Origin of the sequence: Streptomyces arenae, from assembly GCF_022343545.1 — a bacterium.
In the GTDB taxonomy this organism is placed as follows: domain Bacteria; phylum Actinomycetota; class Actinomycetes; order Streptomycetales; family Streptomycetaceae; genus Streptomyces; species Streptomyces humi.
The window spans coordinates 22,925-47,813 of sequence record NZ_JAKQYH010000052.1 but is presented as its reverse complement, the minus strand read 5'-3'; the positions used below and the strand labels follow the sequence as shown (position 1 = coordinate 47,813).

At 68.4% G+C, this 24,889-nt stretch carries 25 protein-coding genes and 2 pseudogenes; 12 read left to right on the top strand and 15 right to left on the bottom strand.

Features of this window, described 5'->3' with window-relative positions; translation table 11 throughout:
- Nucleotides 1-46: 46 nt before the first annotated feature.
- Genes MB828_RS22640 through MB828_RS22630 form a run of 3 tightly spaced genes read left to right on the top strand, consistent with a single transcriptional unit; the run spans nt 47 to nt 2,873 of the window.
- Nucleotides 47-1,039 carry a 2-hydroxyacid dehydrogenase gene (locus MB828_RS22640; protein ID WP_301649797.1) on the top strand — a complete coding sequence of 331 codons (993 nt, stop codon included), beginning with the start codon at nt 47-49 and terminating at the stop codon, nt 1,037-1,039.
- The gene (locus tag MB828_RS22635; protein WP_301649796.1) at nt 1,036-1,806 is read left to right on the top strand and encodes an SDR family oxidoreductase; all 771 of its coding nucleotides are present in this window, start codon (nt 1,036-1,038) and stop codon (nt 1,804-1,806) included. Before MB828_RS22640 ends, MB828_RS22635 begins: the two co-directional genes overlap by 4 nt.
- A 38-nt stretch (nt 1,807-1,844) precedes the next feature.
- Nucleotides 1,845-2,873 (top strand): L-idonate 5-dehydrogenase, encoded by a 1,029-nt coding sequence (locus tag MB828_RS22630; protein ID WP_301649795.1) that lies wholly within the window; start codon nt 1,845-1,847, stop codon nt 2,871-2,873.
- A gap of 75 nt (nt 2,874-2,948) precedes the next feature.
- On the opposite strand, the gene MB828_RS22625 is transcribed toward MB828_RS22630, so the two are convergent.
- A complete protein-coding gene (locus MB828_RS22625) occupies nt 2,949-3,074 on the bottom strand; it encodes a hypothetical protein (RefSeq protein ID WP_301649794.1) in 126 nt (41 codons plus the stop codon).
- Between the two features lie 304 nt (nt 3,075-3,378).
- Between MB828_RS22625 and MB828_RS22620 the strand changes: the two genes are divergently transcribed.
- Complete coding sequence (locus tag MB828_RS22620) at nt 3,379-4,275, top strand: IS5 family transposase (RefSeq protein WP_301649960.1); 897 nt, start codon at nt 3,379-3,381, stop codon at nt 4,273-4,275.
- Between the two features lie 31 nt (nt 4,276-4,306).
- Here MB828_RS22620 and MB828_RS22615 read toward each other — a convergent pair whose 3' ends face one another.
- From MB828_RS22615 to MB828_RS22580, 8 genes are all read right to left on the bottom strand, one after another.
- Nucleotides 4,307-4,702, bottom strand: a complete 396-nt coding sequence (locus MB828_RS22615) for a contact-dependent growth inhibition system immunity protein (protein ID WP_301649793.1) — start codon at nt 4,700-4,702, stop codon at nt 4,307-4,309.
- Nucleotides 4,703-4,971: 269 nt separating this feature from the next.
- Nucleotides 4,972-6,657: a ribonuclease J gene (locus tag MB828_RS22610; RefSeq protein ID WP_301649792.1), complete on the bottom strand. Its 1,686-nt coding sequence runs from the start codon at nt 6,655-6,657 to the stop codon at nt 4,972-4,974.
- A gap of 190 nt (nt 6,658-6,847) precedes the next feature.
- The gene (locus MB828_RS22605; protein WP_301649791.1) at nt 6,848-7,237 is read right to left on the bottom strand and encodes a hypothetical protein; all 390 of its coding nucleotides are present in this window, start codon (nt 7,235-7,237) and stop codon (nt 6,848-6,850) included.
- 364 nt (nt 7,238-7,601) lie between these two features.
- Entirely contained in the window at nt 7,602-7,928 is a 327-nt protein-coding gene (locus tag MB828_RS22600; protein ID WP_301649790.1) for an SCO5918 family protein, read from the bottom strand.
- A gap of 50 nt (nt 7,929-7,978) precedes the next feature.
- Nucleotides 7,979-8,380 (bottom strand): CBS domain-containing protein, encoded by a 402-nt coding sequence (locus tag MB828_RS22595; RefSeq protein WP_301649789.1) that lies wholly within the window; start codon nt 8,378-8,380, stop codon nt 7,979-7,981.
- 45 nt (nt 8,381-8,425) lie between these two features.
- On the bottom strand, nt 8,426-9,922 hold the full coding sequence (locus MB828_RS22590) for a DEAD/DEAH box helicase (RefSeq protein WP_301649788.1): 1,497 nt from the start codon (nt 9,920-9,922) through the stop codon (nt 8,426-8,428).
- A 348-nt stretch (nt 9,923-10,270) separates the two neighbouring features.
- On the bottom strand, nt 10,271-10,474 hold the full coding sequence (locus MB828_RS22585; protein WP_301649787.1) for a cold-shock protein: 204 nt from the start codon (nt 10,472-10,474) through the stop codon (nt 10,271-10,273).
- 390 nt (nt 10,475-10,864) lie between these two features.
- Nucleotides 10,865-11,614 (bottom strand): glucose 1-dehydrogenase, encoded by a 750-nt coding sequence (locus MB828_RS22580; protein ID WP_301649786.1) that lies wholly within the window; start codon nt 11,612-11,614, stop codon nt 10,865-10,867.
- A gap of 271 nt (nt 11,615-11,885) precedes the next feature.
- Here MB828_RS22580 and MB828_RS22575 point away from each other — a divergent pair, with 271 nt between their 5' ends.
- On the top strand, nt 11,886-12,473 hold the full coding sequence (locus tag MB828_RS22575; RefSeq protein ID WP_301649785.1) for a TetR/AcrR family transcriptional regulator: 588 nt from the start codon (nt 11,886-11,888) through the stop codon (nt 12,471-12,473).
- 232 nt (nt 12,474-12,705) lie between these two features.
- Here the strand turns inward: MB828_RS22575 and MB828_RS22570 are convergent, their stop codons facing one another.
- Entirely contained in the window at nt 12,706-13,533 is an 828-nt protein-coding gene (locus MB828_RS22570; RefSeq protein ID WP_301649784.1) for an alpha/beta fold hydrolase, read from the bottom strand.
- Nucleotides 13,534-13,823: 290 nt separating this feature from the next.
- Entirely contained in the window at nt 13,824-14,156 is a 333-nt protein-coding gene (locus MB828_RS22565) for a type II toxin-antitoxin system PemK/MazF family toxin (protein WP_301649783.1), read from the bottom strand.
- Nucleotides 14,157-14,322: 166 nt separating this feature from the next.
- Between MB828_RS22565 and MB828_RS46920 the strand changes: the two are divergent.
- Together MB828_RS46920 and MB828_RS22555 are read left to right on the top strand one after the other, a co-directional pair.
- Nucleotides 14,323-14,970: pseudogene (locus MB828_RS46920) on the top strand (transposase).
- 192 nt (nt 14,971-15,162) lie between these two features.
- Nucleotides 15,163-15,687: a GNAT family N-acetyltransferase gene (locus MB828_RS22555; protein ID WP_301649782.1), complete on the top strand. Its 525-nt coding sequence runs from the start codon at nt 15,163-15,165 to the stop codon at nt 15,685-15,687.
- A gap of 345 nt (nt 15,688-16,032) precedes the next feature.
- Here the strand turns inward: MB828_RS22555 and MB828_RS22545 are convergent.
- Nucleotides 16,033-16,316, bottom strand: a pseudogene (locus MB828_RS22545) (IS256 family transposase); the annotation flags it as partial.
- 105 nt (nt 16,317-16,421) lie between these two features.
- On the opposite strand from MB828_RS22545, the gene MB828_RS22540 reads away from it, so the two are divergent.
- Nucleotides 16,422-17,036, top strand: a complete 615-nt coding sequence (locus MB828_RS22540; RefSeq protein WP_301649781.1) for a hypothetical protein — start codon at nt 16,422-16,424, stop codon at nt 17,034-17,036.
- Between the two features lie 362 nt (nt 17,037-17,398).
- Here the strand turns inward: MB828_RS22540 and MB828_RS22535 are convergent, their stop codons facing one another.
- Together MB828_RS22535 and MB828_RS22530 are read right to left on the bottom strand one after the other, a co-directional pair.
- Nucleotides 17,399-18,127: a DUF2625 domain-containing protein gene (locus tag MB828_RS22535; RefSeq protein WP_301649780.1), complete on the bottom strand. Its 729-nt coding sequence runs from the start codon at nt 18,125-18,127 to the stop codon at nt 17,399-17,401.
- Nucleotides 18,128-18,967: 840 nt separating this feature from the next.
- Complete coding sequence (locus MB828_RS22530) at nt 18,968-19,612, bottom strand: TetR/AcrR family transcriptional regulator (protein ID WP_301649779.1); 645 nt, start codon at nt 19,610-19,612, stop codon at nt 18,968-18,970.
- A 355-nt stretch (nt 19,613-19,967) separates the two neighbouring features.
- On the opposite strand from MB828_RS22530, the gene MB828_RS22525 reads away from it, so the two are divergent.
- The gene (locus MB828_RS22525) at nt 19,968-21,146 is read left to right on the top strand and encodes an alpha/beta hydrolase (protein WP_301649778.1); all 1,179 of its coding nucleotides are present in this window, start codon (nt 19,968-19,970) and stop codon (nt 21,144-21,146) included.
- Nucleotides 21,147-21,861: 715 nt separating this feature from the next.
- Here the strand turns inward: MB828_RS22525 and MB828_RS22515 are convergent.
- Nucleotides 21,862-22,389, bottom strand: coding sequence for a winged helix-turn-helix transcriptional regulator (locus tag MB828_RS22515; protein ID WP_301649777.1), 528 nt, complete (start codon nt 22,387-22,389; stop codon nt 21,862-21,864).
- A gap of 190 nt (nt 22,390-22,579) precedes the next feature.
- Between MB828_RS22515 and MB828_RS22510 the strand changes: the two genes are divergently transcribed.
- The 3 genes from MB828_RS22510 (at nt 22,580) to MB828_RS22500 (ending at nt 24,770) form a co-directional block, all read left to right on the top strand.
- Nucleotides 22,580-23,326, top strand: coding sequence for an NADPH-dependent F420 reductase (locus MB828_RS22510; protein WP_301649776.1), 747 nt, complete (start codon nt 22,580-22,582; stop codon nt 23,324-23,326).
- Between the two features lie 199 nt (nt 23,327-23,525).
- Nucleotides 23,526-23,882 carry a nuclear transport factor 2 family protein gene (locus MB828_RS22505; RefSeq protein WP_301649775.1) on the top strand — a complete coding sequence of 119 codons (357 nt, stop codon included), beginning with the start codon at nt 23,526-23,528 and terminating at the stop codon, nt 23,880-23,882.
- Nucleotides 23,883-23,918: 36 nt separating this feature from the next.
- Nucleotides 23,919-24,770, top strand: a complete 852-nt coding sequence (locus MB828_RS22500; RefSeq protein ID WP_301649774.1) for an SDR family NAD(P)-dependent oxidoreductase — start codon at nt 23,919-23,921, stop codon at nt 24,768-24,770.
- The last annotated feature ends 119 nt before the right edge of the window (nt 24,771-24,889 follow it).

Sequence of the window (24,889 nt, the reverse complement as noted above, 5' to 3'; positions counted from 1 at the left end):
TTTCGTCGTTAGCTTCCTCTCCATGGTTCTCTCCGCAGCTCCCTCCATGAATAAGCGTGTGCTCCTCACCCGTGCGAATCTGCCCGGCCACGGCCCGGCCCGGCTGTCCGAGGCGGCGGACGTGGTCGCCCTGCGGGGAAGCGACAAGCCCTCCCCCGCGCAGCTCGCCGAGTCGGCGCCGGGCGTCGATGCGATCCTGGCGCTGGGCAACGACCCCGTCGACGCCGCGCTCATGGACGCCGCTGGTCCCTCGCTGGAGGTGGTCGCGCTGGCGAGCATGGGCTTCGACAACGTCGACCGGGCCGCCGCGGCCGAGCGCGGCATCGTGGTCACCCACACCCCGGGAGTGCTCGCGGAGACCACCGCCGACCTCACGTTCGCCCTGATCCTGGCCGCCCGCCGCCGGCTCCCGGCCGCAGGCGCGAGCCTCGCCGCAGGCTCCTGGGACGTGTTCCGGATGGATGACTATCTCGGCCTCGACATCCATGGCGCCACCCTGGGTCTGATCGGCTACGGCCAGATCGGCCGCGCGGTGGCCCGCCGCGCCCGGGGCTTCGGCATGCGCGTGCTGCACCACGACCCGTACGCCACGGGCGGCGAGGAGTTGTCGACGGCGGTGAGCCTGGCGACGCTGCTGGCCGAGTCCGACGTCGTCTCGCTGCACGTGCCGCTCACCGAGCAGACCCGACACCTCGTCTCGGTCCGGGAGCTGGCCGCCATGAAGCCCACGGCCACCCTCGTCAGCACCGCACGCGGCGGTGTCGTGGACGAGCAGGCCCTGCTGGACGCCGTACGGTCGGGCCGGCTGCACTCCGCCGGGCTCGACGTCTACGAACGCGAGCCGATGGGGCGGGAGTTGTCGCCGCTGGTGGCCGAGGAGCGGATCGTGACACTCCCCCACATCGGCTCGGCGACGGAGTCCACCCGGACCGCCATGGTCGACCTCGCCGTCGACAACATCCTGGACGTCCTCGCCGGCCGTCCCGCACGCACCCCGCTGCCCGGCACTCCGGCCTCCCCCGCGAAGGTACGAGTATGAGCCATCGCCTCTTCGACATCTCCGGAAAGACCGCCCTGGTCACCGGTTCCAGCCGCGGCATCGGCAAGGCCCTCGCCAAAGGCCTGCTGGAAGCCGGCTGCACGGTAGTCCTCAACGGCCGCCACGGTACGGCCCTCGAAGCGGCCCGCAAGGAACTCGCCGTCGACTTCGGCGACCTGGTCCGCACGGCGGCCTTCGACGTCACCGACTCGGCGCAGGTCCGGGCGGGCGTCGCGCGGGTCGAGGACGAAGTCGGGCCGATCGACATCCTCGTGAACAACACCGGCGTCCAACACCGCGCCCCGCTCCTCGACTTCACCGACGAGGACTGGCAGCGGCTCCTTGCCACCAACCTCACCAGCGCGTTCCTCGTCGGCCGCGAGGTCGCCCGGCGGATGGCTCCCCGGGGTCACGGCAAGATCGTCAACATCTGCTCGCTGCAGAGCGAGGCGGTCCGGCCGGGCATCGCCCCCTACTCGGCCACCAAGGGCGGCCTGAAGATGCTCACCAAGGGCATGTGTGCCGATCTCGGCCCGCTCGGCATCCAGGTCAACGGCATCGGCCCCGGCTACTTCGACACCGAGCTGACCTCGGCGCTCGTCGCCGACGACGAGTTCAGCGCCTGGGTCCGGGGGCGGACCCCGGCCGGCCGCTGGGGCGACGTCGGCGACCTCGTCGGCGCGCTGATCTTCCTCGCCTCTCCCGCCTCCGACTTCGTGGGCGGGCAGGTGCTGTACGTCGACGGCGGCATGCTCTCCGTCCTGTGACCTGTTCTGCGCCCCTTCCTGCGACCTCTAGGAGCCCCATGCACGCGTGTGTCGTCCACGGAGCCGGCGATCTGCGGATCGAGGAGCGGCCCTACGACGGTCCCGGACCCGGTGAGATCGCGGTCACCGTCGCCCTCGGCGGAATCTGCGGATCCGACCTGCACTACTACCGCCACGGCCGTGTCGGTGACTTCGCCGTCCGCGAGCCGATGGTGCTCGGCCACGAGATCGTCGGCCACGTCGCCGCCCTCGGGCCGGGCACCGCGGGACCCGCCGTGGGCACCCCGGTGGCGGTCCACCCGGCCACCCCGTGCGACCAATGCGCCGAATGCTCCGCGGGCCGCCGCAACATCTGCGCGAACGCCCGCTACCTCGGCAGTGCCGCCCGCACGCCGCACGTCCAGGGCGGCTTCGCCCGGCTCATCACCGCGCCCGCCGCACAGATTCGCGTGCTGCCGCCCGAACTCGCCTTCAACCGAGCGGTATTGGCCGAGCCCCTGTCGGTGGCCCTGCACGCCGTGCACCGGGCCGGCGACGTGGCCGGCAGGCGGGTGCTGGTCACCGGGGCCGGGCCGATCGGCTGCCTGGTGACCGCCGTCCTGCGCCACCGCGACGCCGCCGAGGTGGTCGTGAGCGACCTCCTTGACACCCCGCTGCGCATCGCCGCGGCCTCGGGGGCCACCGCCACGGTCCGGGCCGACGCGCCCGGGGGCGAAGCCTGGGCGGAGCCGTTCGACATCGCCGTGGAGGCGTCCGGAGCACCCGCGGGCCTGCGGACCTGTGTCGAGCGGGTGCGCCGCGGCGGCACGGTCGTCCTCCTCGGTCTGCTGCCACCCGGTGAGGTCCCTCTGCTCGGCAACGTCGCCGTGACCCGCGAACTGGAGTTGCGCGGCGCATTCCGCTTCGACACCGAGTTCGACGAGGCGATCGCTCTGCTGGCCCAGGGTCTGCCCGTCGACGCGATCGTGACCCACACGTTCCCGCTCGCCGAGAGCAGAGCCGCCTTCGACATCGCCCACGACCGGGCCATGGCCTCCAAGGTGCTGCTGGACCTGAGCGGGGCGTGAGCGGGACTTCCGCAACCCCGGGTCGCTTCCAGGGCGATCCCATCCGGTCCAGCAGCAGGGCCGCTACGGAGGGCATCAGCCGCCGCGGAGGTTGGTGAAGGTGTACGCCGAGGCGCGGCCGAAGCAACGCAGTTCGATGGGACAGGGCTCCGCGAAGAGCGCGGCGAGCTTCACCGCTGCCCGCAGGGAGATCCTGAACATACTGCGCCGGGGCGGCAAAGCAGCCGAGGACAGCCTGATCGCAGGGTGCGGCGCGGCTGTTCTCCGCCGCGCCGCACCCGACGTCCGGGGCAGGAGACCCATCGCGCGGGCCGCCCTCCCGTGGCCCAGCAGCATGACATCTCTGCACGTACGAGGAAGCCGGCCGACTCGTCTCCGCACCTGCCCCAGGCCCTTCAGCGGCCTGACGGGCTTTCAGCCCGTGCGCCATTCGTGCGTCACGCCACAAGAGCCAACGGGCTCCGTCACCGTCACGCGCCCCTCCCCCTCAGACCGCGTTTGAGATCTGCCGTGCCCCGTTGCTGGAGTGGTCGTTGAGCATGCGGTGAGCGGTGCTGGGGATGGGTATCCGTCGGACTTGACGGACGAGCAGTGGGCGTTGGTGGAGCCGCTGCTGCCGCCGGCGAGGGTGGGGCCGAAGGGCGGACGGCGGGAGAAACATCCGCGGCGGCGGATCGCGGATGCGATCTTCTATGTGATGCGGACCGGGTGTGCCTGGCGGCAGCTGCCGAAGGACTTCGCGCCGTGGCCGACGGTGTACTGGTACTTCACGTGGTGGCACGACGATGGAACGGTCGAACGCATTCATGACGCCCTGCGCGCAAAGGTCCGTGAAGCAGAGGGCCGCAACGCCGAACCGAGCGCGGGCCTGATCGACTCGCAATCCGTTCGTACTGCCGACACCGTTCCCGCCTCCACCAGGGGATTCGACGCGGGTAAGAAGGTCAAGGGCCGCAAGCGGTTCATCGTCACCGACACCCTCGGTCTGCTGCTGGCCGTGCACGTGGTCGCGGCGAGCGTCCAGGACCGCGACGGCGGCCGCCGTCCGCTGCTGTGGACCCGGCTCGACCACCCCGGTGTCAGGAAGATCTGGGCGGACCAGGGCTTCGCCGGCCGCCTGGTCGACTGGACCACCAGCATGCTCGGCCGCCAACTGGAGATCATCCGGAAAACCCCCGGTCAGCGGGGCTTCCAGGTGCAGCCGAAGCGGTGGGCGGTTGAGCGCACGCTGTCGTGGATCACCGCACACCGTCGCCTCGCCCGCGATTACGAGGCCAGTCCTGCCTGCTCCGAGACGATGATCCGCTGGGCGATGATCGGCATCATGGTTCGCCGTCTGACGCGCGGTTGCCCCGCGAAGCGGCCGGGACCACGCCTCCTCACGCGGCAGCCGCCCTCGTAGAAGGTGCGATCACAACGGCCGCGCCGAGCGCCTATAGGGCCAGGAATCTTCCGGTCTCCTGCGTCAAGGACGGCGGCAGATCGGTCAACTCCGAGACGATCACGCCCAGTTCTCGGCCGAGCTCGGGCCACTCGTTCCAGACGGCTGGGCTTCTGGTCACAACGGCGGACAGTAGATCGCCCTCGTACATGTCGCCCTCGGCCATCGGATCGTCGCGCAGAACCTCCAGCGCAAGCGGCAGCAGATAGCCGAGTCCCACGTCCTGCCCGATCAGCAGACGCATGCCCTCAACGGTCAGCTCGCCGATCGGCCGACGCCGCAACTCATGCACCGTCGAAACGAGACGACTTGCATCAGCCGGCGGGGCCGGCCAACAGTTGCGCTCAAGCTCCTCCAAGGAGCGGTCACGGTCTACGAGTCGAGTCACCGGTCGATCGTCCCACGCTGCAGATCTCAAACGCGGTCTCAGACGAATGCGCAGGTCACACGTCGTCGTCCACCCTCATCTGTTCCCACCCCACGAAACAGGTCGAGCCGACGAAAGAGATCAGAAAACCGCAGGTGAGCGTCAACCGCCCACCGGGCCGGCCGGGCGGCCGGTGGGCGGTTGATGAGCTGGGCATCAGGACCGACTCGTCGCGGAGTTTCACCTCGTGCACATCGGCGTCCGCCCCCGGACGCCTGCCCGGGTGCGGCTCAGGCGTCAATGATGACGGGGATGATGAGGGGCTTGCGGCGGTGGGTACGGAACGCCCAGTTGGCGACGGCCCGGGCGAGGAGCTGTTCGAGTTGGCGCGCGTCCCCGACGCCTTCCTCGGCCGCGGTGGCCAGGGTCTTCTCGATGACTGGGATGACCGGCTCGAAGGTGGCGTCGTCGTGGACGAAGCCCCGGGCCAGGAAATCGGGGGCCTCGGCGAGGGCGCCGGTGTCCGCGTCGACGATCGCCACCACCGTGACCACGCCTTCGGCGGCGAGGGTGAGGCGGTCCTTGAGGGACGCCTCGGTGGCACCGCCGACTTCCATGCCGTCCACGTAGACGTTGCCGGCGGGGACCTTGCCGGTGACGGACGCGCGCCCGTCGACCAGGTCGACGACGACGCCGTCCTCGGCGATGACGACCCGGTCGGGGTCGACACCGGTGCGGATGGCGAGGTCGGCGTTGGCCCGCAGGTGGCGCCATTCGCCGTGCACGGGCATGACGTTGCGAGGCTTGACGATGTTGTAGCAGTAGACGAGTTCGCCGGCGCTGGCGTGCCCGGAGACGTGCACCTTGGCGTTGCCCTTGTGGACCACGTGGGCGCCCCACCGGGTGAGTCCGTTGATCACCCGGTAGATGGCGTTCTCGTTGCCGGGGATGAGGGAGCTGGCGAGCAGGACGGTGTCGCCCTTGCCGATACGGATCACGTGGTCGCGGTTGGCCATCCGTGACAGCGCGGCCATCGGTTCGCCCTGGGAGCCGGTGCACACCAGAGTGATCTTGTGGTCCGGGAGCTTCTCCAGCTCCTTCGTGCTCACGACCAGACCGGAGGGGACCTTCAGATAGCCCAGGTCACGGGCGATGCCCATGTTGCGGACCATCGACCGGCCGACGAAGGCCACCTTACGGCCGTGCTGGTGGGCGGCGTCCAGAACCTGCTGGATGCGGTGCACGTGGCTGGCGAAGCTGGAGACGATGACCCGGCGCGGCGCGGTGCGCATCACCTGCTCGATGGCCGGGTTCAGCTCACGCTCGGAGGTGGTGAAGCCGGGCACTTCGGCGTTGGTGGAGTCGGTGAGGAACAGGTCCACGCCCTCCTCGCCGAGGCGGGCGAAGGCGCGCAGGTCGGTGATGCGGTCGTCGAGAGGGAACTGGTCCATCTTGAAGTCGCCGGTGTGCAGCACCATCCCGGCCCGGGTGCGGATCGCGACCGCGAGGCTGTCGGGGATGGAGTGGTTCACCGCCACGAACTCGCAGTCGAAGGGCCCGAAGCCACGCCGGTCGCCCTCCCGCACCCGCACCGTGCGCGGCCGGATGCCGTGTTCCTTGAGCTTGGCCTCCAGGAACGCCAGCGTCAGCTTGGAGCCGACGACGGGGATGTCGCGCCGTTCGCGCAGGAGGTACGGCACGCCGCCGATGTGGTCCTCGTGGCCATGGGTGAGGACGATGCCCACGACGTCGTCCAGCCGGTCACGGATCGAGGTGAAGTCCGGCAGGATCACATCCACGCCGGGCTGGGTCTCCTCGGGGAACAGCACGCCGCAGTCGACGACGAGCAGCTTGCCCGCGTGCTCGAAGACGGTCATGTTGCGGCCGATCTCACCCAGGCCGCCCAGGGCGATGACCCGCAGCCCTCCTTCGGGAAGGGGCGGGGCGGCTTTCAGTTCAGGGTGCGGATGACTCATACCCTGACGGTACCGGAGAGCGGGAAAGGTGATCCATTACCTCCTCCCGACAGGGTCGGGGCACCACAACGGATGTCCGGCGACGATCCGATCGCGCCGGCGGCCGGACAGCGAGGGGTCGAGGCGTGGTCCAGCCAAGGTGAGCTCAAAAGACGCCACGAAATGATCTTGGAGCCCTGAAGGCGGTGGGTCAGGATGCGGTAGGCATCGCGCGGGCGAACGGCGCCGGATTTCCGTACAGGGCGGCGTGCAGGGCGGCTGCGAGTTCGCAGGCCCGGCTCTCGTCTGCCACGTCGTGCAGTACGAAGTAGACCGGCCCCGTGGAGGAGCCCGAGGGGATCTCGCCGGCGCGGATCATGTGGATGACCGCGGCGCGGATGGCGTCGTACACCGAGTCGGCGACGGCGTGCTGCGGGACGGTGATCATGTCGGTCTTCACCGTCCAGTGCTCGCCCGGAGACTCGACGGCAACGAAGGCGGCGTCCTGGTCCTTCGCCTGCCGGTACGCCGCTTCGAAGGCCGCCGTACCCGTCGCGTCGGGCATGAGGTCGGCGGGGCAGGGAGCCGGCAGCGGCTGCATGAGAACCATCGTGCCAAGCGCGCGGGACGGCACGGACGTCGACACGGCAGGCGTGTGCCTCACTGGGACTGGCAGGCCGCCGAGGCAACCGGCGCGCCGGCAGGGCTCCGGCCCGGGGCCGGTGGAACCGTCTCGGACGGAGAAGGACCTCGGACACCTGCGCCAGGTTCCGGCAGCGCCCAGGGACGGTCACAGCAGGCGGCCGACCGGATCTCCGCCGGAGTCGTCGGCCAGCACGCTGGCGGCCCGGTGACCAGCTCGCTGACGGCCAGCTGGGGGGGTGCCCATCGCGCGGTCGAAGTCCAGGATGCCGTGTACTGCCTGTACGTCGGTCAGGAAGCGGCGGGTCGCTCTGCGGCTCGGCTCACACCTGTCCGTACGTCAGGCGGACAGGCGGAGTGCCGAGCGTTGCAGAAGCCGGCCCGTACAGGCCGGCCAGGGGCGCAGATGCGGCGGCAGGGCGGACGCCGCAAGTGAAGCCGAGTTGGGTCATGGCCCTGAGGACTTCGCCGGTGCTGAAATCACGCCGGTCCTGGCGGGTGACGACCTGGCCGACCTGCTTGGCGGGATAATGGCGTCGTCCGATGATGACGAACTCACCGGTGCCCAGCTCAGGTCTGACGCCCCTCATCGATTCCTCCACGCCGCTCATGGTCAGGTCGAACGGGAAGCGAGCGATGACACAGCGCACGATGCCTCCAGGGAAAAGAGAAGACGGGCCCGGACAGGGGTGACGGCGGTTCAGCGAGAGAGGGCGAGGACGCCCGGAACGTTGCCGTGTCCGTCGCCCCCGGGCGGGGCCCCGAGTCGGCGGCGGCGCATCGCACGCTCGGCTTCGGCCCTCGTGGCCAGCGGCGACGCGAAGGGCCCGATGACGTCGGCGATGTCACGCAGGCGGATCCGATCCGTGTATCCGGCACCGTCACGTACGGCCGTCAGCCCGTCCCGGGTGACCAGGCCGGTGCCCATACCGTCCTCGTCACAGACGACCAGCTGACCTGTACGGGCGGCGGCCATCACGGACAGTGCCACCTCCACGGTCATGTCCTCCCAGACCTGCGGTCCGGCCGCGTCCGCGGGATCGGCCGCCGTCTGCACGGTGTCGGTACGTGTTGAACGGAACTGCGTCTGGTCCGGCGTCAAAGGGTGCCTCCTGCGAAGTTGGGCGGGCTTCCTGACACGAAGGTTCTATGCCGCCGCACCGGCGGTGGACTGCCGTGCGGACGCGCCGCGGCCCGCCGAGACGGGGCGGCGCCGACCGCGTGAGGTGGCGCCGCGCTTCTTGGGGCGTTCGACCACCGGTGCGGTGATGACGACCGGGATGCCGGAGGGGGCCTGGGCGCCGGTGATGCGGTGCAGGGCCTCTTCGCCGAGACGGACCTGGGTGGTCTGCGGGACGATGCCGGCCGCTGCCATGAGGCGGGTCATGCCGCGGCGCTGGTTGGGGGTGACCAGGGTGACGACGCTGCCGGACTCTCCTGCGCGGGCGGTACGGCCGCCGCGGTGGAGGTAGTCCTTGTGGTCGGTCGGCGGATCGACGTTGACGACGAGGTCGAGGTTGTCGACGTGGATGCCGCGCGCCGCGACGTTGGTCGCTACCAGCACGTTGACGTGTCCGGTCTTGAACTGTGCCAGTGTGCGGGTGCGCTGCGGCTGTGACTTCCCGCCGTGGAGGGCGGCGGCCCGTACCCCGCTGTTCAGGAGGTGTTCGGTGAGGCCGTCGACGGCGTGCTTGGTGTCGAGGAACATGATCACGCGGCCGTCGCGCGCGGCGATCTGGGTGGTTGCCGTGTGCTTGTCGGCGCCGTGAATGTGGAGCACGTGGTGCTCCATCGTCGTGACCGCGCCGGCCGAGGGGTCGACGGAGTGCACGACGGGGTCGCTGAGGTAGCGGCGCACGAGCAGGTCGACGTTGCGGTCGAGAGTGGCGGAGAACAGCATGCGCTGGCCTTCGGGGCGGACCTGGTCGAGGAGGGCGGTGACCTGCGGCATGAAGCCCATGTCGGCCATCTGGTCGGCCTCGTCGAGGACGGTGATGGAGACCTGGTTCAGTCGGCAGTCGCCACGGTCGATGAGGTCTTTGAGGCGTCCCGGCGTGGCGACGACGATCTCGGCGCCGGCGCGCAGCGCGCCCGCCTGTCGGCCGATCGGCATTCCGCCCACCACCGTGGCCAGCCGCAGCCTGACCGAGCGGGCGTACGGGGCGAGGGCGTCGGTGACCTGCTGCGCCAGCTCACGCGTGGGTACGAGGATCAGCCCCAGCGGCTGCCTGGCCTCGGCGCGCTGCCCGGCCGTACGGGCCAGCAGCGCCAGCCCGAAAGCGAGGGTCTTGCCGGAGCCGGTACGGCCACGGCCCAGTACGTCCCGGCCGGCGAGGGAATTCGGCAGGGTCGCGGCCTGGATCGGGAAGGGTACGGTCACGCCTTGCGAGCTGAGCGCGCCCAGCAGCGCGCCGGGCATGTCGAGATCGGCGAAGCCCTCCACGGCGGGGAGCGCGGGAGTGATCGTCTTGGGCAGCGCGAACTCCCCCTGGACCGCGGCGGGCCGGCGGTCGTAACCACTGGAACGGCCCGGGCCGCCGGAGCGGCTCCTGGCCGGCGAACCGAATCGGCTGCCGCCCCTTCCGGATTCGGCACTGCCGTTACGGGTGCGGGCGGAGCGGTCGTTCGTGCGTGTGCGGTTCATGCGGAACCTTCCTCGATGCGGCACATATCAAGGAATTACCGCAGCGATCAGCAGCGACGGAGAATTGCAAGAATGGACCGGTGTAATACGAAAGCGAATCTGACCGACGAAAAATCCGTGCGGCGCAGGAGCTGGAATGAGTGGCGCGAAGCGGACGACGTGTTCGGCCGTCCGCCGCGATGAAGCTATGAAGGGATGCGTGCACCGGTGAAGGATGCCTCGTATGCGGTGAGCCGACAGGTTTCCAGGTTGTCGTCTGCAGGCGAAACCGCTTCGGAAAAATGCGAGTAGCTGGGGCCCGCACCCCGAAGGACGCGGGCCCCAGCTACGACTACGCGACAGTCAGCGTCAGGCGACAACGATGTTCTCGGCCGTCGGGCCCTTCTGGCCCTGCGCGATGTCGAAGGTCACCTTCTGGCCCTCCTGCAGCTCACGGAAGCCCTGGGCGGCGATGTTCGAGTAGTGGGCGAACACATCAGCGCCGCCACCGTCCTGCTCGATGAAGCCGAAGCCCTTTTCCGCGTTGAACCACTTCACAGTACCAGCAGCCATGTCATTTCTCCTTTGGGGCAGTGCATCGGGATCCGCACCGCACGGACCCCGCGTCGCCGTGATGATCACCCCGTCCGGAAAAAGACCGGATAGCAAAAGTGCTTCCAGTGGCACAGGCGCCGCCCGGAGGGCACTTGAAGTTTTGGGAACCACAACTGCAACTGAGATCGACAGTAGCACGCCGAAGCGGCCTGTGTACGGTGCAGAATCCGACTCCACTTAATCCGGTAGGGAATCTGTCTGCCTGTGCCGTTGAAATCTCAGGTCGCGGGCACAGATTTTGACCAAGCCGGAGCGCATCGTTTCGGGAAAATTCGGGGGCGCCCCCAGCCTTAGGGCTGCTCCCCAAGGGATGGTGGGGGCGCAGCAGCGTGCCTCTTTCAGCTGCGATCAGATCTGATTGAGTCCGCCGTCCACGAACAGTTCGGACCCGGTGACGAAGCTGCTCTCACTGCTGGCGAGGAACAGCGCGGCAGCAGCGGCCTCGTCCGGGTGCCCCATCCGGCCCAGCGGAACCTGGCTCGCGAAGTCGTCCCTCATCTTTTCGGCCTGGTCGGCGTCGGCGGCCAGGCCGGTGATGCCCGGGGTGACGATGGGGCCGGGAACCAGAGTGTTCACTCGGATCGCGCGACCCCTGAGTTCGTTGGCCCAGGTGCGGGAGAAGGAACGGACCGCGGCCTTGGAGGCGGCGTATACACCGAAGGCGGCGCCGCCTGAGGTGGCGGCGGTCGATCCGGTCAGGATCACCGAGGCGCCGTCGTTGAGCAGCGGGATGGCCTTCTGAACGGTGAAGAGCATGCCCCGCACGTTGATGTTGAAGGTGGCGTCGAAGTGCTCCTCGGTGACCTGCTCGAGAGTGGCGAACTCACCGCCGCCCGCGTTGGCGAACAACACGTCGATGGGCCGGCCTCGTTCGGCCACAGCCGCGTAGAGGCGATCGATGTCCGCGAGGTCCGCGACGTCACCCCTGACGGCGGTGGCTTCGCCGCCGATCTCGGCCAGCGCGGCGTCGAGAGCCTCCTGCCGTCGGCCGGTGATGAACACGTGTGCGCCTTCACGCGCGAATCGCCTGGCGGTGGCCAGCCCGATTCCGCTGTTGCCTCCGGTGACGACTGCCGTCTTCCCGTCAAGCTGTCCCATGATCGTTACCCCTGTCCGGTGCGAACGCCAGAAGTCGTGCACCAAGTGTCACTGCGGTGTCAGAGCCCGAACCGGACGGCTCCGGGCTACTTATGGACCATACGGTAAAGAACCCCGTTATGGACCGCACGGACAAAAACGTGACCGCACACACATCTTCGAGGCGCGACGCAACCGCCACTGCCGACTCACGGGTTGCGCACCGCCGCCGTCCGGCAGACATCCCTCACGATCTGGACCGATAGGTCAAGAAGAACGTATGCTGTTTGACATGGGACGACCTCGGAAGTTCGACCAGAACCAGGTCTTGGAGTCTGTGCGGGAGCAGTTCTGGAACCAGGGCTATGCGGCCACGTCACTGCAGGACCTGACGGACGCCACCGGACTGGGCAAGGGAAGCCTGTACGGAGCCTTCGGCGACAAGCGGCAGCTGTTCTTGCACGTACTGGACGGCTACCGCGACGAACAGCTGAACGGCGTACGAGCGGTCCTCACCGGCCCTGGTACCGCCTTCGAACGCCTGACCACCCTCGTCGAGGGGGTGGCCACGGGATTCACGGAGGACCCGCAGCGGCGCGGCTGCCTTCTGGTCAACAGCACATCCGAACTGCACAGCAACGATCCGGATGTCGTCTCCCGGGCCCGGACCACCTATCAAGCGGTCGAAGATCTTCTGATCGCCTGCGTGAAGGAAGCCCAGGACGACGGGACGGTCGAGCCGAGCGCGGACGCCCAAGAACTCGGGCGACTGCTCCTCGCCGTCATGCAGGGCATCGAGTTCCTCGCCAAGACCGGCATGGGCGGCTCAGCTCTGCTGCAGATAAGCCACGCCGCCCTCAAGCAGTTGTCCCGACACTGACTCATCCCGCGGGCCGGCACCGTCCACAGATGTTGCGCGCCACCGGCCGCCGCGGCTGCGCAGCCCGGGTCCGCGACAGCCGACCGGAGAGGCCCTGCACACGCATCCAAGGCGCGCGGTCATGGGCGGCTCTCCCGGGCGGCCAATTCACAGCGCCGCTTCCGAGTGGCGCCCTCGCCGGGCGGCGGTGCTGCCAGATGCCCCGTTCGCGGAGGCGCGTGCCCGCCCGCCGCTAACTGCGCGCGAACTCGAGCAGATCTTTGTTGAAGATCTCGGCGTACTTGGGCACCATCGCAAGGCCATGCGGTGCGCCCTCGTAGACCTTGTACTGTGCGTCCTTGACGATCTTGGATGATTTCTCGCCGGCGGCGACGATAGGAACGATCTGGTCGTCATCGCCGTGCACGATCAGGGTCGGCACATCGACCTTCTTCAGATCTTCGGTCGTGTCCGTCTCGGAGAACGCCTTGACGCAGTCGTAGGCGCCCTTGATGCCGACGGTCATGCTCCACAGCCAGAATTCGTCACGCGTGCCCTGGGACACAGTCGAGCCCTCACGGTTGGCACCGTAGAACGGCGCGCTGAGGTCCTTGTAGTACTGCGAGCGGTCCGTGAGCACACCCTGCCGGATCTCGTCGAACACCTCGACCGGCAGACCCTCCGGGTTGGCTTCCGTCTTCAGCATCAGCGGCGGGATCGCGCCGAGCAGGACCAGCTTGGCCACCCGTGCCGTACCGTGCCGGCCGATGTAGCGGGTGACCTCGCCGCCGCCGGTGGAGTGCCCGACCAGGATGACATCGTGCAGGTCTTCGGCTTCGATGACCGCGGCGAGGTCGTCGGCGTACGTGTCGAGGTTGTTGCCGTCCCAGGTCTGTCCGGAGCGGCCGCCACCGCGCCGGTCGTGAGCGATGGCGCGGAATCCGTTGTCCGCCATGAGCTTCAGCTGGGGGTCCCAGGCGTCGCCAGTGAGGGGCCAGCCGTGAGAGAAGACCACAGGCTGGCCGGAGCCCCAGTCCTTGTAGAAGATCTGAGTGCCGTCCTGGGCGGTGGCGAAGGGCATGATTGCATTCCTCTCGAAGTCCGCTCGCGGCATGGCACACGTTCCGGAGATGGGACGGAAGCGGCACCGCAATAGCTCCATGTAACCGCAGAGGAGCCGACTCAGCGCGTTGGGAATCAACGCGCTGGTGGGAGTGGAACAGCCTTGCGTGACAGGCGAAGAAGTGGCCGCTAATACTCCAGCCGTAGATCGTGGTCCCGATCATGAAGGACGCCGAGGAGACAGGTGGTCGGCGTCGATCATCTGGACGAGATCGACCACGCCATCAGGAGCGTCCGTTCCTTCTCCGCCTAGCCGAGTCCACCGAGGCGGAGGGCATCCTCTAGCTCGCTGAGCTTCGCGAAGGACAGGACCCCCGCTCGCTCGATCAGGTCGTCCCGGGACACTGTGGTCAGCCACGTGCAAGGGGTAAAGCCTGGACGCGGGAACGCGGTCCGCAGCACGCCTTCAAAGGGCAGTCCTTCCATGGCGCCTACTGCCACTTCGACGCCCAGACCGCTGATGTCGACGCCCGCCGGAGCGACGACCTGCATCACCCGGATCCCGGACGCGTCGTCTCCCGACAGCAGTACGACCGGCCGCCGCTCGTCGAACGCGACCCACCAGACTTCGCCACGTTGCACATGTCCTCCTGACACAGGACGGCAGACGGACGCTGCGCGACCCTGACGCGTTGGGGAGACGGCTGCGGCCACCATTGATCACCGGTGTGTGAAGACTGAAGCCCATGCGGTGGCCGCGGGTCACAGCGTAGACCCTGCCCGCTGGCAGGAGGCGTTCAAGGTCCTGATGGGCCGGACAGCGGGCGGGTTCGCGCGGGTTGAACCCCGGCGCCGGGGATGGAACTTGGTGCTGGGACTGCTGTCAGACCTGCCGCGCAAGAACTGCTGGAGTATCGCCGAGTGGGCCGGGGAGGCCAGTCCGGACGGCATGCAGCACCTGCTCGGCCGGGCCAAGTGGGACGCCGACACCGTACGCGACGATGTGCGCGAACACGTACTGGAGCAACTGCGCGACGAGGATGCGGCGCTGGTAGAAGCTGTCGGCCGAGGACGGCGCCAAGGGACACCGCTTCTACGACTGGGCCGTCCTCGGCCTGGCCGAACCAGCAGCCGGCAGTCACCAGCTGCTGATCCGCCGCAACCGCACCACCGGCGAACTCGCCTACTACCACTGCTGGTCGCCCGCCCCGGTGCCCCTGGCCATGCTCGCCCACGCCTTCCTCGCCGTCGTCCGCGCCGACGAACACGCTCGCCATATCCCACCCCGGACAGGCTGATCCCGCTCGCCTGCAACGAAATCCAGCAACTGTGCACAGCACTCGTCCGGCCCATGCGCGACGTGGCCCACCGGCTCGGCTGGTCCGCCTGGCGACGGCGCCATCAGGCCCGAACTCAAGCCAGCCATTACCGCAAGCAAGCCGCGAATCAGACATGAAGATCACGATCTACGGCTGGAGTACTAACCTGCATCTCCAGTGGCGGACGACAGCAAGATTGTCGTCGGTGCTGGTCCAGCGGGACCGCTGCTCGCAGGCGACCTGGCCGAAGCCGCGCCGCACCGTTGTGGAACGGAGGCCCCCTTGCGGCCGGTCGATGCAGGGGCGTACGCCTGTGCGAAGATCGCGGCGTGAAGGATCTACGCTTCCGTCTCGCTGACGACGCTGATCTTGCCGCCGTCGTGCGTCTGCGCGACGACGCGTCCCGCTGGATGCTTGCCCAAGGCGTCACTGGTCAGTGGCACCCTGGTGAGCTGGGCGTGGACCACTTCCGCCGGATCATGGAGAGCGGAGAGGTATGGCTTGCGGAGGCTGCCGATCGTGTGGTCGGGGCCTGGGAGCTCTGGTGGGAGGACGAGGACGCCTGGGGGCCGCAGCCGCCGACGGCCGGGTATGTGCACCGGCTGATGGTGGACCGCAGAAGTGTCACGCCCGGGACAGGGCGGCAGCTTTTGCGAGTCGCGGAGCGACGTGTGGCGGAGGCGGGACGACCGTTGGTTCGTCTGGACTGCCTGGCCACCAACGCCCGCCTGAGTGCGTACTACCTCAACGCCGGCTATCGGGTCGTGGGACGCAAGGAGGGCAAGCCGCAGCCGGGCGGTACGCCCAAGTCGTTCACGCTCCTGGAAAAGTCTGTACGGGATGAGTTGAGATAGGTCAAGCGGCGCGGGCTCCGGGACGCTCAACGAGCTGGCCGCGCTCGAAGCGGGCTCCGGCGCGGACGAGGGCAACGAGGTGGGGTCCGTTCACGGCCCGCCAGCGAGCCTGGGCGGACTCGACGAGCTTGAAAGACCATGACCAGGGCCGAGACCGCATTGTCGGCGCCTCGGGTGACCTTCGGCGTCCGTCCGACAGCTCAGGCGACCGTCACCATGGGCATCCGGGCCGCACCGCTCTCAGTGGAGGCCCCAACGGCCAGGGCCCAGAAAGGCGTTGCAGTCCCGCGCTCGAACAGTCCGACGCAGGTGTGGTCCCCGCTGCTGGAGCTGTCCACAAGGAATTAGGTAGAGCAGCGGCAACACCTGGCTGATCTACGGGACTTGCGGCACCATGACGGCAGGATCGACGAGGCAAACCTCTTGCGCTCGCGCGTGGCCTCGTCGACGCGCTTGTCGTTCACACGCGGAGCCTGCACCTCGACCACCCCGGCCGCCGTGGTGACGCCCCGCGGCTGCTGGTGGCCGTTGCGGACCACCAGGCGCCGGCCGTTCTCGTCTCGCTGGTCAGCCAACTCGGCTGCGTATGCGCTGACCTCGGCCTCCAGCGCGACGGCCAGCATCCTGCGCTGCCGATGTCAGCAGCAGAGGCCCACAGTGACTTGACTGAGCGGCCAGGCACAACAATCGCTCCCCACTGGCGACGCACAACGATCGGCCAGCAGAATCACGCCATGGACGCAGGACTTGCAGGACTCCTCGGCGGCGTCATCGGCGCCGCCGTCGGCGCAGTCGGCGCTACGGCATCCGCGTGGATCACCGGAAGGAAAGCAGAGCAACAGGCCAAGATCCAGTCTGAGACACAGTTGGGGCAAGCCCGCCTTCAGATAGACGCTGAACGGACTCGTGCTCTTCGAGAAGCGCGCAAGAGTGCCTACCTGGCCTTCGCCGAAGGCTGGAGCCAAGTACACGGGACGTTGGGTGAAGCAGCCGTCAAACTTGGCGGCATTGCAGCAAGCGACCCTCCTGAAGAACGCGAAGAGCGCCGCCAAACCGCCCGCCGCCTCTGGAACGAGGCACGTGCTCTGCACAGCCACCTCAGCCGCCTGATGCACGTCGTTTTCGTGGAAGGCCCCTTGCGGATGGCCGATGCGGCGCAAGTGGCAAGTGGCGCCTTGGTGTCGGATTTCAGCACAGTCATCGACTGGCTGCATGCGGTTGACGATGAAACAGAAACGCCGCAACACGGGGCAGAACAGGAAAGAGCGCACGGCGACGCATACGGCAAGCTCCTGGAGTTCCTCTATGCCGCCTCGGACACCACCTTGCCGGACATCCAGGACCGGTGAGCCCGGGGTGTTCGGGAAGTTTCGATACTTGCACGCGCCTTCGGGATCCCGTGCATTCATGAGCACGCATGCATCAGATGCGCGCTCCTTCGACCTGACCCGGCCCAGCGCGCACGGCTTACTGAGATCCGCGACAACTTGCTCGCCCGAATCACGGAAGCCGACCACGAAGGCCGGCTCGGTGAGGTCGAAAGACTCCATGTCAGCCTCGCCGGAGCCGAGGACAGGCTCGCCCACATGAACCGCAGGCCCCGTAACGGCCCTGCCGTCGACCTTGGCCTGCCTACCCTCCGAGATCAACAGGGTGAAGCGCCATGACCTCCCAGCCGAAGACAGTTCGTCGAACGGGTCAGCCCACTGACCTATACCGCACCAAGGAATCCCGGATCGATCGGGCCCATCTGTCGGGCGAAGTCGGCGGCAAGTCCATGGACTTCACGCATCGGCACGCCACGGCGACTGGTGGCCGCAAGATCCGCCTGAGCCTCCTGCGACCACAAGAACGGAATCACCGAGATGCCCTGCGAGAAGGACAACGAGGCCGCCTCCGCACGCCAGCCTGGCCAGCGCAGCCCTTCATAGAACTTCTCCAGCCGACCGGACAGCATCCAGGAGATCCATACCGAGTGACCCATCTCCATCGCTTCCCACTCCAACGTATCGGGGGCGAAGTAGGTCATCTGTCCTGGGACACCGGGTCGGCCCACCGCCTCCGGTTCGTGACCGTTCAGCGCGAACACCCCGCCCAACACGTCGTGGCCGACGACCAGGCCTCTCGTCGGATGCCAGGCAGGATCGAAATTGGCCGGGAACGCATTGACCTTGGCAAGGCTTGGCAGACTGCCGTCGTCTTCGCCCGACCCGCCGCCGAACACACGCACCCATCCGTCATCGAGGACCAGGCCGCCGCTGTTCAACGCCACGGCGCCGAGCACTGATCGCGCCGTGACTTGCATCTGCAGCAGGCACCGACGGCTCTCGCCCCGGTCAACGGGCAGCACCTTCACCGGAACAGCGCTGGCCGCGAACAACTCCTGCAGCTCGGGCCAGGCCGGGTCGTCCACGTTGATCAGCTCATCAGTTCCACGCACCCGATGATGATCCCAGTGCTGCCCGACGTGTCCTACGCCAGGCCCGAGGGACAGATTCCCATGGACGGTGGGCGACGCAGGATCCCGAAGTTCAGAGAAGCCTGCGTCCGCTGCCGGGGCGGAGGACAAACTCGCCCAGCTCGACCGCCGCCGCGGCAACCACATCGTTGTCGACCTCGGCACCCCCACTCCGCGCAAGGCGGCGGTCAACCAAACAGAACAGTGACCCCGCGTTGATCAAGCACAGGGAGCGTCAGTTCACCCGGGACCGGTCATGACTCGCACGGGGCATTGCCGCCCGAGTCCACTGGACAAGGCGGTCAAGAACCGCCAACACGACTTCTTGGCGCTGAGACGGAAGAAAGGGCCACGTCAGCCACGCCGGCGCGGACAACAACACGACCGTCAGGAGAGGAAGCAGGAACAAAGCAACGAGAAGCGGGCGCGACAGCCACATGGGCATGCGTCAACCTCCAGGACTCCACCCGGAAAGGGAACCGTGCTGGATGGCGACGCAAACTGGGCACGCCAGGCGCACACGCGCATGGAATCTCCGGCCAGAGCCGACATCCAGATATCGCTCGGACCATACCCTCAACTTTAGGTACACAAACGCGATTTCAGAGAGTATGGCTTCGATGCCTTCTACTGCCAGCCTGGCGTGGACGCCGCCCATGAAAAGGGCGGGGTCGAGCTTGGGGGCGGCCGGTTTCGCCAGTCTCACCCGGTTCCGGTTCCCGAAGTCGACACCCTGGCCGACCTGAGGGAGCAGCCCGGGCGGGCGTCGACATTACCGCGCGGGGCCCGGCTGGCGGGCCTGGCCGGGCGGCTGCGATGAGGCTACTGGGCGCCTGCGCTGTCCCGGGCGTTGCGGACGCCCGCCGCGTCGATCGCGTCGAGGACGGCACCGTCGTCGTCCAGGCGCGGCAGCGGCGCGATGTCGGGCCGGGCGCGCAGGCCGTCCAGCAGCAGGTGCAGGTAGCGGCGCCACAGGTCGGGGTGCCCGGTGTGGTCGGTGACCGCGGCGACCATCAGCTGAATCATGGGCATGTCGATCGGGTGGGCATCGGCCCTCAGTGCGCCCTGTTCCTTGGCGCGCTCGATCAGTGCATCGACGGTCGGCGCGATCCTGGCGCGGACCTGCTCCTGGCGCTGAGGGCCGCGCCCGGTGCCCAGGGTCACTTCCCGTAGGCCGCGGTCGAAGGCCTGGATCTCGCAGACCTTCTCCAGGCTGGTGGCCAGCCCCTGCCAGGCGTCGGGATTGGCGGCGGCCTCGTGCGCGAGCTCCTCGACTCTGTCGATCATGTCCTCGACGAGTGCGTCGACGAGCGCTTCCTTGTTCGCGAAGCGGCGGTAGACGGTACCGACTCCGACGCCGGCGTGGGCGGCGACGTCGTCGAGGGTGGCGCGCATCCCGTGCTCGCGGAACACCTCGTGGGCGGCGGCGATGATGCGCTGCCGGTTGCGCTCGGCATCGCGCCGCAACGGCCGTGTTCCGCGGGGCGAGGTCATATCGGCGGTCGAAGCTCCCGAGTGTGGGGATGTCGTCTCCGCTTAATGCTACAGACCCCCGGCGCGCCGGATCCCCTGGTCCAGGCCGCGGAGCGCACCTGGGGCGGGCTTCTTGGCCCGGCCCAGCGGCCTGCGGACAGTGAGTGGTCTCCGGATTTCCGGCCGAGACAGCACGGGCCGGGCAGCTTATCCGGAGATGCGATCTCCGCTTCCGTGTTACGGTCGAGCTATAAGCGGAGATCACATCTCCGGTTGATGGCGGGCGGCACAGTGCCGCCCTCGGCGGGGCTCACCTCCCTCCCCGACACCTCCAGGAAAGAGGAACGTCATGGCAAGACTCCGCATGGTCCCGATGCTCGCCGGGGCTGCCGTCCTGGGGCTTACCCTCACCGCCTGCTCGACCGGCAGCGGCAACGGCTCCTCCAGCGCTACCGGCGCCGAAGCGGCCACCGCCACACCGGCCAAGGCCTGCCCGAGCCCAACGGGCATGCAGCCGCCTGGGAAAGCGCCGCAAGGCGATGCGCCCGGCGGGGACGCCCCATCCATCCCGACAGCCACATCGGTCGCCAAGAGCGACACCAGCACCAGCGAGGTGGTCACGCCCGACGGGCCGCAGATCCAGTGCGGCGCGACCGAGGTGAAGACCTACAGCGACCTCACCTTCTCCACGCCGACCACCAACGGCAAGAAGACCGAGCTGAAGCTGGACGTCATCGTGCCCCGTACCGCCGGCAAGAAGCCGCTGGTCATCTACATCCCCGGCGGCGGCTTCGTGATGGCCGACAAGGACGGCTCGCCCGAACTGAGGACCTACATCGCCGAGCAGAACTACGTGGTGGCCGGCATCCAGTACCGCACCACGATGAACGGCGCCACCTACAAGGACGGCACAGCAGACGTGAAGTCCGCCGTGCGCTACCTGCGCGCTCACGCCGCCGAGTACGACATCGACACCGACAAGGTCGCCTTGTGGGGCGAATCGGCCGGCGGCTACCTCGCCGCGATGGCAGGCACCACCAACGGCGTCAAGGAGTTCGAGACCGGCGACAACCTGGAGCAGAGCAGCGACGTCCAGGCCGTGATCGACAAGTTCGGCGCTTCCGACCTCTCCAAGCTCGGTGACGACTTCGACGCCAAGGCCAAGGAAGAGAACATGGCACCGGGCAACGCCCTCGCCCAGTTTGTCTATGGGCCGGGCACGAAGAAGTCCGTCGAGGACTACACCGCCGAGGTCAAGGCGGCCGACCCTGCCACCTACGTGGACGGAGACGACCCGCCCTTCGCCTTCTTCCACGGCGACGACGATCGGCTCGTCTCGCCGAGCCAGACCCTCCTCCTGCACAACAAGCTGCAGAAGAGCGGTGTGGACAGCACTCGCTACGTCATCAGCGGCGCCGGCCACGGCGACCTGGCCTTCATGGGCGACCCCAAGGCCGGCCTGCCCTGGACGACGCAGAAGGTCGCAGGCGACATGGTCAGCTTCCTCGACAAGCACCTCGGCAACTGACGGGCGGCCCCATCCGGCGGCTGATTTCCACGCCCGGCACGCCGCCTGCCAACACCGGTACTTGATGGCCTGCGGAACTCAGCCTTCGAGCCCCACCGGGTGGCGGCGCCTACAACACGGCCGGGGACACGCGTGATCACTCGTGTCCCCGGCCGTTGTCATCTTCCGGACCAGAAAGACCAGCATGGTGCACCGCAACGCACCCCTGGCCGAAACCGGCCGCCTGCGCCTGGCCCAGTGCGTCAGGTACTGGGCCGTCAGGCCGGCCGCAAGGGACCAGGCACACGGTCACGAGGCGGCGCTGCTCAGCCATCAGCTGCCGATCTGGATCCTGCGGTCGTGCGTGGAGGGGGCGAGGCCGTGCATCTACTGCTGGCGCATGGCGAGTCGGGCTGGATCACCGACAGGGACGTTCCGGACACCGGAGGCCATGGTGGGGGCTTGTCGTCGGCCGGCTGTGTGTGTTCGACGGCCGAGGGGGCGATGGAGCCGAAGTCCTCGCCGTCCGGGCGCGCCCCGCAAGGACGCGGGGCGACGGGCCGCAGGTGGATGCGGGCGTCGAGGACGGTCCCGGGTGTGGGGTGGAGGGTGATGGAGCGGACCGAGGAACTCGATGCCGCGCGGGCGGCTGACCGGGAACTGACCCGTGCACTGAACCAGGCCCGTTGACGCATCTGCGGCAGAGCGCCGGCAGATCACTCAGCTGCCCTCAGGACTAGACCGACTCACGCTCGCTGTGCTCCGCGCGCCGTCGGTGATCGAGCTCGTCGTAGCGGGAACGCATTGCCTCACTGGCGGCCGGGCCGGCGGTGAACACGTACGCGGCACCGTCGTCCAGGCGCTTGCCGGTGCGTGCGTCGACCACGACCGGTTCGGCCTCCTCGCCAGTGGCGGCGTCGACCAGGATCATGGCGCGGTCCTGCGGAGCGAGTTCCTGGTTGCCCCACGCGGCCAGGGCGACGATCACCGGTCGCAGCGACCGGCCGCGCTCCGTCAGTACGTACTCGTGGCGCACCGGGTTGGTCTGATAGGGCCGCCGCTCCAGCAGACCGTCGGCCACCAGTGTCTTCAGCCGGGTGGTGAGCATGCTGGTCGAGATGCCCAGGCTCTGCTGGAACTGGTCGAAGCGCGTATAGCCGTCGAAGGCGTCATGCAGGATCAGCAGGGTCCACCACTCGCCGACGTGCTGCACCGTCGTCGACAGCGGACACTCCCGGTCCTCCAGCCGAATCCGGCTCGCCATGACACCTCCCAAGTCACTTCGATTATAGAAGCCAGGGGTCACCACGATAGCAGCAGCGGTGCGGCCTGTGCGAAATGCCATCCCAGGGCGTTACTGCTAGATTGAAAGTGACTCGCTTTCGTTTTGGAAGTCACTCGGGTGCCCGGACCTCCGGGGCCGGCCGCCCGTCATGCCGTGAAGGGAAAAGGCAATGCCTCAAACACTCGGACTCATCGGCAGCGGAGCGATCGGCTCGACCCTGGCCCGACTGGCCGTCGCCGCGGGAATCGATGTCGTCCTGAGCAACTCGCGCGGGCCCGAGAGCCTCGCCGACCTCGTGGCGGAGCTCGGCCCGCGGGCCGGCGCCGCCACCCCTGAGCAGGCCGCCCGCGCCGGCGACCTGGTCGTGGTGACGATCCCGTTGATCGCCTACGACCGGCTCCCCGCGGATGCGCTCGCGGGCAAGACCGTGCTGGACACCATGAACTACTACCCCCAGCGTGACGGCCTGATGGACGAGTTCGAATCCGACCGGATCACCTCCAGCACCCTGGTGCAGCAGCACCTGGCCGGCGCCACCGTGGTCAAGGCCTTCAACAACATCGCCGCCCACCAGCTGGGCACCCTGGCCCGCCCGGCCGGAGCACCCGACCGCAGCGCTCTGCCCGTCGCCGGGAACGATGCGCAGGCCAAGCGTGACGCCGCCCGCCTGATCGACCGCCTCGGTTTCGACACGGTCGACATCGGCACGCTCGAGGACAGCTGGCGCAGCGAACCCACCACCCCGGTGTACGTGGCGCCGTACCAGGGCACGCCCCCCACCGGCCTGGGCGAGGCCGAGCGGTTCCACTGGGGCCTGCAGGCCCCTGGGGTGCCGGTCCCTGCCGCGACGGTGCTCGAACTCGTCGGAATGGCCGAGCGCGGGCCGGTACGTGCCGGCATCGTCCCCGGCGTGTGACTGCCGGGTCGCCGCCGCGCCAGTGGCTGCTAATATAGAAGTCAGTCACTTCTGATTTAGAAGTATCTAGCGGCGCGAGCCTCCACCCCTCTGGGCGGACCGGCCAAGACGCCACTTCGCCTCCGGCGACCCCGTGCCCCTCCCTCCGCAGTGGACCACCGGGGCCTCCCCCACCCGATCAACTCGCGTAAGGCACGACATGACCGACAGCACCGTCCCTATCGACATCACCGAACTGCCCGCCGTCATCCAGCAGTTCCTGACCGTGCTCGACACCCGGGACCCCACCGGAGTAGCCGGGATCCTGACCCCGCAGGCGAGCGTGACCGATGAGGGCCACACCCACACCGGCATCCCCTCGGTCACCGACTGGATCGCGAACGCCGCATCCGAGTTCACGTACACCACCACGCCGGTGGCCGCCGAGCGCACCGGCACCCACGGGTTCACCCTCACCCAGCACCTGGAGGGCGACTTCCCCGGCGGCAGCGCCGACCTCAACTACCGCTTCACCCTCGAGGGCGCACTGATCAGCAGCCTGGTCATCGCCCCCTGACCTGCTGTCGCCTCGCACACGCCAAGGAAAAGCATCATGAAGACATGGTTCATCACCGGCGGTACCGGCGGTTTCGGCAGGGCCTTTGCCGACGTCGCACTGGAGCAGGGCGACAACGTCGTGCTGACCGCACGCCGACCCGGACAGCTGAAGGAATGGGCCGACCTGCACGGCGCCGAGGCGCGTGAGCGGATCCTGCTGCTGGAGCTGGACACCACTGACCCTCAGCAGGTCCGGGACACGGTCCAGGCCGCGGAAGCGCACTTCGGCGGGATCGACGTACTGGTCAACAACGCCGGCCGCGGCTGGTACGGATCGGTCGAGGGCTCCCCGGAGGCAGATGTACGCCGAACCTTCGAGCTGAACTTCTTCTCCGTCGTCGACCTCGTCCGCGCGGTGCTTCCCGGAATGCGGGAGCGGCGCAGCGGCTGGATCGTCAACATGTCCTCGGTCGCCGGGATCGCGAGCGTGCCCGGTTTCGGCTTCTACAGTGCCGCCAAGTTCGCGGTGGAGGGCATGACCGACGCGCTGCGCACCGAGGTGGAACCGTTCGGTATCCAGGTCCTCGCCGTGGAGCCGGGGGCCTTCCGCACCCAGGCCTACGCCGGCTTCGCCGAGGAGCCGGTGACCGAGACCGTTGAGGCCTACCGGGCGTTCGTGGAGACGGTGCGGGTGGACATGGTCAGCCAGGACGGCCGCCAGCCCGGCGATCCCCGCCGCGGAGTCAAGGCCGTGGTCGACGCCATGCGGCAGGACTCCCCGCCCCGCCGCGTCGTCCTGGGCAACCGCGGCTACGACCGCGTCCACGACCAACTACGCGGCGCCCTGGACGAACTGCGCGCCCAGGAGACCGCCTCCCGGGCCGCGGACTTCCCCGAAGCGGCCTAGCCCGGAGCGGCCTAGTCCGAGTGTGCCGGGCGCGCCGGGCACGCACCCTGCGGCGGCCCGGCGCACTGCGGATATGGTCCGTCGAGGGGTTGGTCGTGGCGGCGGAACATCCGTTGCCG